This window comes from Pseudobutyrivibrio sp. MD2005, from assembly GCF_000621865.1.
Taxonomy (GTDB): domain Bacteria; phylum Bacillota; class Clostridia; order Lachnospirales; family Lachnospiraceae; genus Pseudobutyrivibrio.
On record NZ_KK211358.1, the window covers coordinates 198847 to 212841 of the forward strand.

Here is a 13995-nt window from a genome sequence, read left to right on the forward strand (position 1 = left end):
GGTTAATAGTAGTCCGAGAGTCCCGTTTGTAATACAAGACTCCCGTTTTGTAAGTGAAAATCTAGTTTTGTAAATGAGATTCCCACTTTGTAAATGAAAATCCCATTTTGTAAACGAGATTCCAGCTTTTTATTTTATATTTGTCCATGTTATAATTCGTTCAGCAGATTTTATGTACAAAAACAAGAGATCAATTCTCGCTCGAAACTTTTTGTATTCGGAGAATCCATCCCTGGTTCAGCAGATTTAGTTTTACTTCTGACGGCCTGTACATAAATTAAACTGTTACTTTTTGAGAAGTTTTGGCTTTAAGATTATGTTCTCGGCGGCAACCGGTGAACATCCTAGTTTCTTTAGCAAATCTTCTCCATAATAAAAGCTGAACACTTCGTATGGGCTACGGTCGTTCAGCTTTTTTCTTTTATAAGAGTTGATATGATTCATCATCAAAAAAATATCTTCCTGGGTTAGTTCATCAAAGCTTGTACCCTTTGGTAGAATTCTTCTTATCAATTCATGATTAACCTCACATGAACCTTTTTGGTAAGGGGCACTTGGGTCACAATAAAACACTCTAGTTCTAAGACAAGGGATACTTTTTCTATATTCAATCTCCTTTGGATTAGAGAATTCGCTTCCATTGTCTGTGAGTATGACAGGAAAAAGTTGATTAAATGTAGCTTTTCCCAACACTTTATCAATGGCATTTATTATTCTTATCACCGAACCTGATGTATTAGCATCTCTTAGAAATGCAAGCATTAAACTGCTCTCTACAAAATGAAGTGTTAATAAACATTTGCCACCAACCCTTCCAATAACAGTATCTAATTGTACTGTTGTTGCCTCAGGGTGTTCAGACATATATTTTAGATAATCCTGATAATTACGTCCTATCCTACAACCTCTATCAACCTTAAATTCAGCTTTTTTATATCTGGGACGATATTTTACCTTCCTTGGCAAATCAATGTTTCTAACATCAAAAAGCTGTGCGTCTACATAGTTGTATAGAGTTTTTTCACTACACATCAAGTCATCAACATTATTTAGATAGATTTGGTGCAGTGATTGGCCATTTTTAACCAACGGGCTAATTATTTCATTTATTCGAGCTATATCATCTTCATTAGACAGGATACCTGTCCTAGATTCTGAGATAATTGCATATGCTCTTTCATGCGCATCAGCTGGGTCATATAATCGCTTCATCAAAGTGCATTTATCCAGTTCCGAGCATCCATTACACACATAGGGTGGTTTACTCTTAATGGAGCAAATATCTTCTTTAAAATCTGGGCAATGTAGTGTGCATTCGGAGCATAAACTACATTTATATGCAGATTTATGAGTACAATCATTACCACATAAATCTTTGGTTTTACAAGTAGACCTATGCTTACAAGGGTTATATGGATATCCTGGTCTGCCACTTTTCTTGTCATAGGAGTACTTTTTTATTTCCTTTGCTATTGTGGTGCGGTCTTTACCTAATTGCTTACCAATCGCCCCAAAAGATGCATTGTCCTTAAGCATCTGAGCAATTATTAAACGATCTTCATATGATAAAAACTTTGACATATGGTGACTCCTTTCTAGCCGCCAGAAATCAAAGAATAACAAAAAAGAGACCAACCTTCCAGTCAGTCTCAAATATTTGTAAGAGAGAATCCATACCTCCCTCTTGCATCTCAAAATATATAGTTTTGGGAATCATCCGGGGTAAGAGGTATGGAATCTCGGATTACAATTGAGGTAACATTTTATCTCATCATCTCCAATATATTGTGATATATTGCAAGTATCCAATAAATGATTCTCTTCACTTATATCAAAATGAAATCCTCAAATGAACTCTTAATTTGAACTACCTTGAACTACCTTGAACTACCTTGAACTATACAATACCAAAATTACTGTCCCATTATATGGACTCTCAGGCTATTTTTTGATTTTTTTGATTTTTTAACTTTTATCTATTGCCTCCGCTCTTCGCGCGGCACCATCTTTGATGGTGTTAGGGCGCGTCTTCGCAAAGTGGCGAGCAGTGCTTTTTTGTACAAAAAGCTACTATCCGCTCGTTGGTGGCACATCCCCAATCCCCTTGAACAAGCTAATCGCTTGGCTACGCAATTCTTACGAATCGCTTTATTCTGCTGTTGGAATTTTCTTCAGAAATGAAAAAAGAGGGGAACCCATAAGTCTTAAACTTACAGATTCCCCATTAGAATTATCGAGTGATATTGTGTTTTCTGACACGTTCCTTCTTCTGCTCTTCATCACTTTTAAGGAACTGGTCGATATCATATTTTGCTCTTTGAATCTCCTGCATATCTTTCTTAACCTGACGATATTCACCGTACAGCTTTTTCTTTTCTGCAAGGATCTCGACATACTCTGCACTGAGATCTTTTACCTTAGGAAGCTTCTTCAGATGAAGCTCATCAAAGGCATTCTTGGCAGCCTTATGAAGCAGGATTTCCTGTCTATGCTCTTCTAGAAACTTCTTGCTATATCCGCATTTACGATAATCCGCATATACGTCTTTGGTCTTGAAGTAATCAAAGATATGTTTCTTCAAAACCTGAATCTCAGCAAGTCGCTTCTCCTTTTCTTTGATGGAAGCTGATAATTTCGTAAATCGCTCTGTTGCCGTTTTCACATTTTTCTCCAGATCATCGTAGCTTCGGATGTCATGCTGTTTCAAATATAAAACTGCCTTGGCCACCTGCTTGGTATTAAAGTTTTTGGCGAAGCGAACATAATATTTTCCTTTGCCCTGAGCCAGTTTCTTTTGAATATCAATAAGAAGGTCAAACTCATGATCTTCCTTTTTCCGTTGGTAAGTCTTTGGCTGCTTTTCGGCTTTTTCATTATCGTAGAAAGCATGCTCCATCTCACCAGCAAGAATCTTCTTAAGGTCATCTTCTGTATAACCATCACCCAGGGAACGTAGTCGAATGAACCTTTTCTGATCTTTTCCCTTTAGAGAAATATGCTTTCCACGCTTAATCTCGTATCCGGCATCTTCCAGTTTATAAAGCAGCTCATCAAAATCTTTTGCGCTGCCTTCCTTAAGAATCTGATCAATCGCATCTCTGATATCGTCTCGAAAGGATTTCTTTTCAGGATAGGTTGTTCGCTTAACACGCTCACTTGGCTTCTTCTTTTCTATGACAGACAGACCATGCTCAAGGCAGATGATATCCGATAATCTCTGCAAGGCAAGACCAACAAAAAAGAAATCTCTAAACTTATGGGTGCAATCAAGACTCGTAGAATTAAAGATGATGTGATTATGAATATGCGCCTTATCCGTATGAGTCGCTACGATAAAAGCATGATTGCCTTTGGTAAATCGCATGGCGGTTTCATAGCCTACCTGATTTGCTTCCTCCGGTGTGATTTCTCCCGGCTTAAAGGATTGCCTGATCTGATAAGCGATGATATTGCCTTTTGGGTGTCTTCCTGTCAGACGCTCATATTCTCTTTTCGAGAGCATGAATTCTTCATCAACACTCTCAGCCTGGCAGGCGTAGGAACTGATGAATTGACCATTTTCGGTCTTCTCTCCATTCTTGGCATAATCTGTTCTGTCGCTAAGAGACTTCGCTACGCTTTTACCTTTATTCTGATGCATCGTGATAAGTCTTGTAGCCGCCATACGCATTCACCTCCTTCCCTAAATCGTAGACAGGCGCTTTAGTATTTCCTTCATCACTTTCCAAAGTTCTTCCTGATGAAGTCTGATATCATCGATATCTTCTTTGTAGATACTGCCGGTTTCATTTGCTTTCTTTGCATACTGATTCATATTGGAAGATGTGATGCCAAGAAGCCTTACAGCCTCTTTGACATCACTTAAATCCATCTGGATGAGATAACCATCAATCGCCATTTTGCGAAGATAAGCACTCTCATTTAAGATGCCGATTTCTTTCTCCCTGTCACGAATCAGTTTAGCTTCCTCAGGAGTTGCAAAGAAATGAAACTGCTCCGTTCTGTTATTCATGATTACATCTCCCTGCAGGGACAAATCACAGGAGTCTTCTTCTCAGGTTCCGGTATTGGAGCCAGCTTCACTTTTTCCTGCTGCTCTTTTATCTTCTCCATCACAGAAGCCTTGGTATCTGCAATAATATCCTCCTGATCTGCCTTTTCATTGATTTCTGCAAAATCCGGCACAGGAGCTGCAGGCATATTATTGATGATTCCGTCAAATGAATTATCATTCTGCTCCACCATATCCTCGATACCACGCATATGATTTCTACTAATGGATGGACCAGCTCCGACATCCTCTATCGGATCAATGGACTCAGGAATCTGTTCCTCTACTGCATTGCCTGTGACTTCATCCCATTTTCTGATTTTTTTCATCTTTGCCATCTGGACGCTCCTTTCTTTGGATACTTTTTATACTGTTTGTACTGACGAGGTGGAAAGAGTTTATCTGCACCCTTTACAGGCTCATAGGTCTCAATCAGATCAACAATCATATCCTTGATTTCAGCCATAAAGTCTTCCGATGCAATATCCTGTTTTTCCACTTCCAGAAGTTTCTGCTCCCACTCAGCTGTCATAGATGCCGACTGAATCTGTTCCGGCATGACAGTAATAAGAGAAATTCCCTTTTCTGTTGGAACCAGATACTTTGTTTTCTTACTGCCCTGTCTTTCTACAAAACCGATACGAACCAGCTTTTCAATAGCACCGGCTCTTGTTGCTGGAGTACCAAGTCCTTTACGCTCTACCTCATCCGGCATATCTTTAGCACCGGCTGATTCCATAGCTGAAAGAAGTGAGTCTTCGGTATATCGTTTCTTAGGTGTAGTCTTTCCTTCCTTTACCTTAGGATCTCTGGCAGGAAGCTCACGACCTTCTGATAAAAGAGAAGCATCCGCTTCCAGGATTTCCAGAATGCCATGTGAACCACCATCATCTTTTTTACCAGAGTCCTCTTCCTCCTCGTCCTGCTTTTTTCCAAGAATCCAATCTTCCAATAGATGCCAGCCAGGACTTGTGATGCACTTACTCTTTGCCTTAAAAACTTCACCGGCACATTCTACTTCCAGGGCATATTCTGTAATCTCAGCCGAATCTCCAACAGAAGAAAGAAGCCTTGCGGTTACAAGACCAAGAATCTTTTGTTCACCGGATGGGATTTCTGAGTAATCAGCATCTGAAACATTTTCTGTAGGAATAATCGCGTGGTGATCTGATACTTTGCTGCTGTTTAGAACCTGCTTTGTAGAAATAGGAACCATCTTCGTATATCCGTATTTATCTTTCATCAGGCAGCAAAGACGAGCTGTACTGTCATCCATATCATCTGTTAAGTATCTGCTGTCTGTTCTTGGATAAGTAACAAGCTTCTTCTCATATAGACTCTGGGTATAGTCGAGAGTCTGCTGAGCGGTAAAGCCATAATACTTATTAGCATCCCTCTGAAGACTTGTAAGGTCATAAAGAAGTGGTGGCTTCTCAGTTTTCGTAGTGGTCTCCATTTTAGAAATTTTCGCCTTATCAGCTGCATTGATTTTCTCTACAAGTTCATCTGCCTCCTGCTTACGTTTAAAGCGTTTTGAGGTAACTGCAACACCGGATACCAGCATCTGAACGGTATAGAAGTTTTCAGGCTTAAAGCCTTTAATCTCAGCTTCACGCTCTACAATCATTGCAAGTGTAGGAGTCATAACACGTCCAACATTTAAAGTCTGACCATAAACTGTAGAAAAGAATCTTGTAGCATTTATACCTACAAGCCAGTCGGCACGTTCACGACAAAGAGCAGCTTCATAAAGATCATCATAGTCAACACTTGGACTCAAATTCTCAAAGCCTTCCTTGATTGCTTTATCTTCCATGGATGAAATCCAAAGTCTCTCAAAAGGCTTTTTACATCCTGCCTGCTTATAAACAAGACGAAAGATAAGCTCTCCTTCACGCCCTGCATCAGTTGCTTCTACAAGGCTTTCTACATCAGAACGCTTCATGAGATCCTTTAAAACCTGAAACTGCTTTTTCGTGGAAGCTGTTACCTGATATGAAAATGGCGCAGGGAAAATCGGTAAATCTTCCTTGCGCCACTTCTTGTATTTCTCATCATAATGTTCCGGGTTCGCCAACTCGATTAGATGTCCTACGCACCAGCTGACAATATAACCATTGCCTTCCAGGTAGCCATCTTTTTTCTGATTTGCTCCAATGACTTTCGCCAGGGACTGGGCTACCGAAGGCTTCTCTGCAATCACTAATTTCAAAATTACACCTCCTAATAATAAAATAAGCGCCTTGGATTTCTCCAAGACGCCCTACCAGCAATACTATTATTCTATTCCGAATTTCTTTTTCCAATTTTGTCTATCCTGTGCATACCTAACAATAGTCTGCTCAACATAGTTTCTATACAAACCACGTTTAGGATAAACAACATCGGTGTTCCAACACTCTGTGAGCTTGGTTATTATTTCATCTGAAATACTCAACTTAGGTAAACTTATTCCATTAGGTTCACTATCGTGAATCTCCCCTATCGCATTACGATTAAGCTGAAAAAGCTCACTTAACATTTCATCCATGTAAATAGAGTTTGTAGTCATTTCTTTTTTTCCTCCATAATATAAGTTGTAAGGAGTAACATCGAAAATATCTGCCAATATCATTAGATTATGAAGTGAAGGATCATGACCGTCACGATTCTGCTCATAGTTGCGAATTGTTCCTTCTGGAATATCAGAAATCTGTGCTAATTGCTTCTGAGTCATACCTCTATCTTTTCGTAATCTCTTTAAATTTTCAGCAAATAATTCCATGTCCCTACCTCCAAATTAATTATGGCATGGTCTTATTATAAATCATATGCGCAAAAGCGCGTAGTCGGAATATTTATTTCATATAGCGACTTCCTCCTTCCTCTTTGCTGCCTTAGCTTTTTTAGGTTTAGCATCTTTTGTCTTCTCCTTCAGTTTCTTGGATACAGACTCACTTTTCTCAACCCCTTCAAGTTCAGGCAAAATCTTTGCAATTTCATCTGCTGCCTTTACAACCAGAGGATGTCCTGCCAGATCAGGAAGGATATCTTTCATCTCCTGCATATTCAATCTGTTGCCAACAACAAGGTCATATTCATTAGCAAGAAGCTGATCATCATTAATGACAAAACCGATGGTCTTTACACCATTCATCCTGTCAGACGGAATAGAGTTATAAATATCTACTGCCTGCTGCAAGGTTAGGTTCTCATGGAATTCACCCATGGAATGAAACTCACCACACTCAGCTACATAGAAACTGATAGGTTCCTTCTCAGCTGTAAGCTCCAGCACCTTCTCATCAATCTTCGTAATGAGATCAGCTGCTGCCTCACGAATCGTATTAAGCGACTCTTTTAATTCAGGAGTCTCTTTTCCCTGAGACCAAGTTGCCACATAAGCAAAACTGTAATCAGAAGTATCAATGCCATAATGCTGACACACGGTATAGGCAACGCTCTCAGCTTCAACCTCTTTGCTGTTTTTGGACTGCTTGTTATCTTTCTGGGCTTCCAGGTTATGAAGCTTGGCGTGAGCCATTTCATGAATTGCAGTCTTTACTGTCTGAATCTCACTCATGCCTTTATTGATAGCAATGCGATTATCTTCAACATGAAAATATCCCTTGGCACCGGACTTGATATCCTCAAATCCGATAGGTACAGGACTTGCTGCATTGATTGCTTCAAAGAATGTCTGATATCCTTCCACACTTCCGGTAAGCTCATCTACACCGATGGATGGAAGTGGTTCACCTTCTGTCTGAGAGATATCAAAAGTACTCACAGGCTTAAATGCCGTAAGATTGATCTCCACTTTCTCCTTTACAGCTTCGCCATCTTTATCAAGAATGACTTTGCCGGCCTCATCAAGTTTTTCCTGTTCTTTTTCCAACTTAAAAGGAGCCGGAGCAAGGATACGGATTCCCTTCTCACCCTTCTTTACAAAGCGTCCCATCTTCTTCCATCCGGTATAGGATTGAACAAGCGTTGCGTCAGGCTTTTGCATCATAATGAGGATATTGTTATTCACCGAGTAATGCGGAAACTTCGCCATGGTATCCAGTAGGTTTTGAAACTGCTCTGAGCCAAAGACATCCTGCACACCCTTTTCCAGCTTCTCTGTAATATCCTTCATTTCAGCTTTTCGCTGCTCAGCTGCCTTCTCAGGATCAAAATTTGTGGTTTTACCCATTCTCCCTCACCTCCTTCTTGTACTGATTCAGTTTCCTGGTAAGAGACTTTTCCTTTTCGATTTTTCTACGTTTCTCATGCTTGGCTTTCAGCTGTTCCAAGCCGTCTACGTAACCCATATATCTTGATTTTCTTGCCATAATCTGCCCTCCAAAACAAACCAGGGCAGCCCTTTTGGACTGCCCCATGTAATCAATTATTCAATTACTCATCCTCTTCAGAATCAGACTCTTCCGGTATATCTTCCTCAGCCTCAGGAACTTCTTCATCGGGTTCCTCTTCTGCATTCTCAAGATAATCATCTTCTTCATCCTCAAGGTAATCTTCATCAGGATCAGGTGATGCCTGTGCCTTCTTAGGCTTCTTTTCCTTCAAATACTTAAATCCCATGTATCCACCTGCACCGAGGAAAATAATAAGTGCCACAATAGCTGCAGGACCAATAGATGGTTTCTTCTTTTCTTCCTTTACCTCTGGCTCCGTTTCAGTCGAAGGCTCCTCTATCGTCTCCTTAGCATCATCTTCCTTTTCCGCACTTTCCAGAGATTCCTGAAGCGCTTTCTGCTCATCCTCATCCATTAGTGACAAGAGATCTGCTTCATCTACCATATTCAAGAAATGAACGGTTTCTGTGCCGTTATCATCACGATCAATGATGATATAGAAGTAATTCCCTTTCTTGGTAACAACAGTGATAAACTGCTTGCCCCCAGCTTCTACCGAACCATAATCATCTACCAGAGTAAGATTTCCATCCGGTGTAAGAGGCCCCATCTTCTCCTCTTCCTTTTCCTCAGGTTCTGCAGGCTTTTCTTCACCCTGACAGATAGAAATGTCCTCTTTGCATACAGGGCACTCTTCATTTACGCAGTCCTCTGTGCATTTCGTCTCACAGGTACATTCCGCTTCCGGACCTGTATGCGCAAAAGCTGTCATGGGAGTCATCCCAATAAAAAGAGCCATGGCACCAACCACAGCTCCTGTAAGTCGCTTATTCAATTTAGTAATCTTCATCCTCTGATTCCTCCTTATTATCATCACTGTCATCATCTCCATAGATGGATGACGTTGCTTCAGTAGTTGTGGGTTCCGTCTTATTCTCTGCTGTTGGAACAGAAAGCTGTCCGGATGCTGCAAGCTGTAAAAGCTTTGCCACCTCTTCCGGAGAAAGTTTAAGTGCACCAACATCAGATAAGATCTGACTGGCCTCTGCTTCCTTTAATTTTGCCTGAGCTGCTTTTAAGCGCTCATTGGCTTCATCTCTACGCTTTTCACAGCGCCTGACTTCTTCACGAAGCTTATCTAATTTCTCAAACATGCCATTTCCTCCTAGTTCTTGATTCTTCCAAATGTATAAAAGTGATTTTGCCAATAGTTGGTATTGATGGATGTGTACTGAATCGGATTGCCGCAATGAATCATCATGCCATTACCAACATAGATTCCTACATGGCTGGCTCCTGCCGTATCATAGGTTCCCTGGAAGAAAATAAGATCTCCAGGTTTCGCATCCTGTTTTGAAACCCTAGTACAGCAATTATTCAGAAGTCCATCAGCAGTCTGTCTACCATAGCTCCAGCCATTACCACAGTGATTGATGACGTAACTTACAAAACCTGAACAGTCAAAGCTGGTACTCGGGCTGCTTCCTCCCCACACATATGGATATCCAAGATACTTTTCTGCCTCTCGAATCATATTGGCGAATCTGGTATCTGTAAGAGCTTCCGGTGGAATATCATAGTCCTGATAATCGCCCGGATCGGGATTGGAATAAGGATCACCCTCAAAGAGATAAGCCTTGTTGCCTCTTGTTTCTAACAGAAGCTCATAACGGCTCATCTGATCCTCAGTCAGTCCCATATTTCTTACAACAGAATCCATAGTGTTGTTGGTAAGGGTTGTCACAAGTACATGCCAGTCATACTCAACTTCCACCGTATAAGTGTAGGAATGAACATTCCCATTCTCATCTGTATAATGACCGGTTCTTCTTTCTGTTCTGGTTTTCTTTTCAATGACTTCCCTGGTCGTAAGCTTATACTGTGCATTGAAGATTTCTGTAAGCTTAGCTTCCACTTCTGCCTGCGTATAATCTTCATACAGTACTGTCAAAAGAGCTGCCAGCTGATAAGGATTATGATTGATTTCAGCCAGGTTATAACGGTATTCATCATATCCAGGATGTGTTGTAGGGATGTTATTTACCTGCGTCTGCAGGTCTGACTCCTTGCTCTTATAATCCTGCTCTACAGCCTTAATATCATCGTCATCCGCTGTGTAGGAAGTAGCTACTGTAGTATCACTAAAGGAACCCAGCATTCCTCCTGCAAGACCAGCACTGCCGGAAAGCATCAGAATCAGAATAAGAATCACAAGTGCCATGATAATTACTAATGGATTATCCATGATCTTCTCACGAATCCATTCAGCAAATCTGCCAACCAGGTCTTCTGCCTTATCGACAAATTTCTTTGAAATGCTTCCAACCTGATTAGCAGCTTCTTTCTGTGATTTCTTATAGGCAGCTCTCTGGAATTCCTTTTTCATGTAATTCTTTTGAACTGCCTTTGTGGATGTGGTCTCCTCAGCGCCCTTTTTGACATCCTTCTGAAGTTTCTTAGAATACCGGCTCTGATGAAGTGTTCTTGCTGTATTTTCAGCAGTCGCTGTAGTCTTATTCAAAGCCTCTGTACCCACATTCTGATCTTCATTCGTTTTGTCAATCTGACGATGAACAGATACATTTTCAGCTACCTCACGGCGGATTTTGTGTCGCCCCTGAACCTGAAGCTTTTTAATCTTTTTCTTTTCCTCTGCAGTAAGCTCCAGGTCCTTTTTCCCATGACGGAACTTCTTTCCATAAGCCTTTTTAGCAGAGGTTTCACTTTTCAGCTTCTCACCCTGGCTTTTTTGTCTGTACCTGCCGGAGGCCCTCTTCTTATGTCTTTCCTTCGAAAATTTCTTCTCTTCATTCATTTACATCTCCTCCTGAGTCTGTGCCACCTCATCAAGCTTGGTGGTCATGATACGATAGAGTTCCAGATCCTTAGGGAAGCGATCCACAAACGGAAGGATGACATTGCCATAAAACAAAAGCCCTTCACCTTCTCCCGAATGTGTTACATACGAGAGCTGATGAGGGCTGATATTCAACTGCTTGGCAAGGATAGCTCGATCTCCTACCGCCTGATTCAACATATAAATAAAATCAGAGTTCTCAAAGATGTTCTCAACTTCCTTAGAAGCAAGTAAGTCCTTTACGTTCTGAGTGATACCAGTAGGAATACCACCCCACTTTCTAAAACGCTTCCAAATTTCTACGGTATAAGCTGCTGTCTGCTCTTCACGAAGAAGAAGGTGCATCTCATCCATGTAGTATCTGGTAGACTTTCCCTGACTTCTGTTCTCTGTAACTCTACCCCAGACCTGATCCTGAACAACCAGCATTCCGATTTTCTTAAGCTGCTTTCCAAGATCTTTGATGTCATAGCAGACAAGTCTGTTGGTGATATCTACGTTAGTTCTGTGATTAAACACATTCAAAGAACCGGTAACATAGATTTCAAGAGCAGTTGCTACATTCTTAGCTTCCGGCTCATCTTGCTTCAAGAGAGCATTGTAAAGATCCTCAAGAAGAGGCATATTCTCAGGAATAGGATTCAGGAAGTACTGCTGATAAATCTGATGAATACAACGATCAATGACAGTCTTCTCAACAGGCTTAAGTCCTTCCTTTCCACCGACAATAAGCTCACACAAAGACAGGATAAAATCTGCCTTAAGAGCAATCGGATTATCATCATCGGAATAGTTCATATTGATATCCATCGGATTGATGTACTGACTGCTGGTAGGGCTAATCTTAATAACCTGACCTCCAAACCTTTTTACCAGAGCACTGTACTCTGACTCAGGATCTGAGATGATAACATCATCATCTGTAACAAGAAACGCATTTGCAATTTCTCTTTTTGCAGAGAACGATTTACCTGCACCGGGAGTACCAAGGATAAGACCGTTAGGGTTCTTAAGCTTCTTTCTGTCAACCATAATCAGGTTATTAGAAAGAGCATTCAGACCATAATATAAAGCCTCATCTCCTGCCTGGAATAATTCCTGCGTTGTAAATGGAACGAAAATAGCTGTGGAGCTTGTAGTCATACCACGCTGGATCTCAATCTCGTTGTAAGCAAGAGGAAGAGAACTCATAAGTCCCTGCTCCTGCTGAAAATTAAGTCTTACCAGATTGCAGTTATGCTTCTGAGCAATTGAGTTTGCCTGGAATACATTGTTCTCAAGCTCCTGCTCTGTCTTTCCGGTATTGAGTACCAGGAATGTCAAAAGAAACATACGCTCATTCTGACTCTGCAATTCCTTTAAAAGTGCTTTCGCATCCTTACCATAGGTTGCAAGGTCTGATGGAATAATATCCATATCATAACCGGCTCTTACAGCCTTCTTCTGCTCCTCGATCTTGCTTCGATCAAGTTCTGTGATGGTATGCTTTACCGTCTTAATCGCCTCTGTCTGATCTACCGACTGCACATGCATGGTTACAATCTGACTGGACTCCATACCAAGGAAATCTGCAAGCATCCTATCTGAGATATCAGAAGCTGTAATGCTTAAGAAACTCATGGCTCCATAGAGATTTCCCATTTGGAATAATCTGCCATTCTTAAAATTGAGTCCTGCAGGTGCAACAAAGTCTTTTACAGAAAGGCCGCTTCCCACAAGCCATTTCCAGTCGAAGAAGAACTTCTCATCATCTCCCATATGAAACTGCTGGTGAATCAGCTCTAAGCGTTCTGCACCGTTTAGTGTGTTTGCCTGAACACCAAGTCTCTTGAAGTTGTTAAGAAGATCCATCTCGATATGAATAAGTCTCGGTTTTGCTGCTTTCATGGACTCTGCATGAATACCAAAGGATAAATACTTGGTCTTGGTAAGACCGTTGTTACCAGCTTCCATCTGACGTTTTAACATGCCGGTATACTCATCCCTGACTTCATTAAAGCCATCGTTCTGATGTGGTATGGCAATGGACTTTTCAAACTTCTCAGCATCCGTAGCCATGTTCATGAAGCTGAGTTCAAAGTGAACCGAGCTGTCAAAGAAATTCAGGAAGCTACACCACTCCTCAAAAATCTCTGTCTGATCTTCCTGCTGAGCCAGTTGATAATTGATATCCTGAAACTGAATCGTCTTTGTATAATAATCGCTGCCTATTCTGCAAATGCCATCCTTAAACATCCTGTCAAAAGGAATGCTCTGCTGAGCTGTTCTGGGAACGCCATCATTTCTCTGCGCTTCTTTGATGACGGCTCTTACTCTTTTCTGATCCGCCCTCGATAAGCCTTGCGGCATTACGATGTCTCTTTTTTTCGCTTTCAGAAACAATTTTTTCTACCTCCTTCTCTGCTTTCTCCTGCCTCATCAGGGCAGCGTAATAATTATCTGTTTTGTAAGGCCGGATTTTCGGCCTGATAAATGTTGCCTGAATAAAGTGATGCAAGAATACCTCAAGCGGCTGTCCATTCTTTTCATACATTGCAAAGAAAAACAGCGGCATCATTACAATCATCATGCCCATAGCTGCAAAGGTTGAGTTTCCAATCTTTTTCAAAAGAAAAAATGTGGGAACACCAATAGCTGCAGCTATCACAAAACAGATGAGCTGACGTTTGGTGAGGTTAAATGCCACTTTACTCTTTACCTTCGTGAGATCACGAGGCACCGGAATATAAGATGCCATTTCTTTTCCT

13 protein-coding genes are annotated in these 13995 nt (G+C 41.0%); all 13 read right to left on the minus strand.

What is annotated here, in order from left to right:
- Nucleotides 1-285: 285 nt before the first annotated feature.
- Complete coding sequence (locus T498_RS0110730; protein ID WP_028235081.1) at nt 286-1581, minus strand: IS30 family transposase; 1296 nt, start codon at nt 1579-1581, stop codon at nt 286-288.
- Nucleotides 1582-2230: 649 nt separating this feature from the next.
- On the minus strand, nt 2231-3664 hold the full coding sequence (locus tag T498_RS0110735) for a relaxase/mobilization nuclease domain-containing protein (RefSeq protein WP_028235910.1): 1434 nt from the start codon (nt 3662-3664) through the stop codon (nt 2231-2233).
- 18 nt (nt 3665-3682) lie between these two features.
- The gene (locus T498_RS0110740) at nt 3683-4012 is read right to left on the minus strand and encodes a plasmid mobilization protein (protein WP_004602770.1); all 330 of its coding nucleotides are present in this window, start codon (nt 4010-4012) and stop codon (nt 3683-3685) included.
- 2 nt (nt 4013-4014) lie between these two features.
- Nucleotides 4015-4389 carry a DUF4316 domain-containing protein gene (locus T498_RS0110745; protein ID WP_028235911.1) on the minus strand — a complete coding sequence of 125 codons (375 nt, stop codon included), beginning with the start codon at nt 4387-4389 and terminating at the stop codon, nt 4015-4017.
- The gene (locus tag T498_RS15605; RefSeq protein ID WP_330372329.1) at nt 4377-6254 is read right to left on the minus strand and encodes a DNA topoisomerase 3; all 1878 of its coding nucleotides are present in this window, start codon (nt 6252-6254) and stop codon (nt 4377-4379) included. Before T498_RS15605 ends, T498_RS0110745 begins: the two co-directional genes overlap by 13 nt.
- A 75-nt stretch (nt 6255-6329) precedes the next feature.
- Nucleotides 6330-6815, minus strand: coding sequence for a helix-turn-helix domain-containing protein (locus tag T498_RS16290; RefSeq protein ID WP_051524719.1), 486 nt, complete (start codon nt 6813-6815; stop codon nt 6330-6332).
- 78 nt (nt 6816-6893) lie between these two features.
- Entirely contained in the window at nt 6894-8228 is a 1335-nt protein-coding gene (locus tag T498_RS16295) for an ArdC family protein (protein ID WP_051524720.1), read from the minus strand.
- On the minus strand, nt 8221-8367 hold the full coding sequence (locus T498_RS16790) for a hypothetical protein (protein WP_155951060.1): 147 nt from the start codon (nt 8365-8367) through the stop codon (nt 8221-8223). Before T498_RS16790 ends, T498_RS16295 begins: the two co-directional genes overlap by 8 nt.
- Nucleotides 8368-8431: 64 nt before the next feature.
- Nucleotides 8432-9241, minus strand: coding sequence for a DUF4366 domain-containing protein (locus T498_RS15620; protein ID WP_051524721.1), 810 nt, complete (start codon nt 9239-9241; stop codon nt 8432-8434).
- On the minus strand, nt 9228-9545 hold the full coding sequence (locus tag T498_RS0110775; RefSeq protein WP_028235912.1) for a DUF4315 family protein: 318 nt from the start codon (nt 9543-9545) through the stop codon (nt 9228-9230). Before T498_RS0110775 ends, T498_RS15620 begins: the two co-directional genes overlap by 14 nt.
- A gap of 11 nt (nt 9546-9556) precedes the next feature.
- A complete protein-coding gene (locus tag T498_RS15625) occupies nt 9557-11206 on the minus strand; it encodes a C40 family peptidase (protein ID WP_051524722.1) in 1650 nt (549 codons plus the stop codon).
- Nucleotides 11207-13597 (minus strand): VirB4-like conjugal transfer ATPase, CD1110 family, encoded by a 2391-nt coding sequence (locus tag T498_RS0110785; protein WP_028235913.1) that lies wholly within the window; start codon nt 13595-13597, stop codon nt 11207-11209.
- Entirely contained in the window at nt 13527-13985 is a 459-nt protein-coding gene (locus tag T498_RS0110790; protein ID WP_028235914.1) for a PrgI family protein, read from the minus strand. The genes T498_RS0110785 and T498_RS0110790 overlap by 71 nt, the downstream gene beginning before the upstream one ends.
- Between the last annotated feature and the right edge of the window lie 10 nt (nt 13986-13995).

Coding starts and splice junctions, on each gene's coding strand:
- T498_RS15625 (WP_051524722.1), bottom strand. CDS start 11,206: ATGAATGAAGAGAAGAAATTTTCGAAGGAAAGACATAAGAAGAGGGCC.
- T498_RS16790 (WP_155951060.1), bottom strand. CDS start 8,367: ATGGCAAGAAAATCAAGATATATGGGTTACGTAGACGGCTTGGAACAG.
- T498_RS0110775 (WP_028235912.1), bottom strand. CDS start 9,545: ATGTTTGAGAAATTAGATAAGCTTCGTGAAGAAGTCAGGCGCTGTGAA.
- T498_RS0110790 (WP_028235914.1), bottom strand. CDS start 13,985: ATGGCATCTTATATTCCGGTGCCTCGTGATCTCACGAAGGTAAAGAGT.
- T498_RS0110735 (WP_028235910.1), bottom strand. CDS start 3,664: ATGGCGGCTACAAGACTTATCACGATGCATCAGAATAAAGGTAAAAGC.
- T498_RS16290 (WP_051524719.1), bottom strand. CDS start 6,815: ATGGAATTATTTGCTGAAAATTTAAAGAGATTACGAAAAGATAGAGGT.
- T498_RS16295 (WP_051524720.1), bottom strand. CDS start 8,228: ATGGGTAAAACCACAAATTTTGATCCTGAGAAGGCAGCTGAGCAGCGA.
- T498_RS0110745 (WP_028235911.1), bottom strand. CDS start 4,389: ATGGCAAAGATGAAAAAAATCAGAAAATGGGATGAAGTCACAGGCAAT.
- T498_RS0110730 (WP_028235081.1), bottom strand. CDS start 1,581: ATGTCAAAGTTTTTATCATATGAAGATCGTTTAATAATTGCTCAGATG.
- T498_RS15620 (WP_051524721.1), bottom strand. CDS start 9,241: ATGAAGATTACTAAATTGAATAAGCGACTTACAGGAGCTGTGGTTGGT.
- T498_RS0110740 (WP_004602770.1), bottom strand. CDS start 4,012: ATGAATAACAGAACGGAGCAGTTTCATTTCTTTGCAACTCCTGAGGAA.
- T498_RS0110785 (WP_028235913.1), bottom strand. CDS start 13,597: ATGCCGCAAGGCTTATCGAGGGCGGATCAGAAAAGAGTAAGAGCCGTC.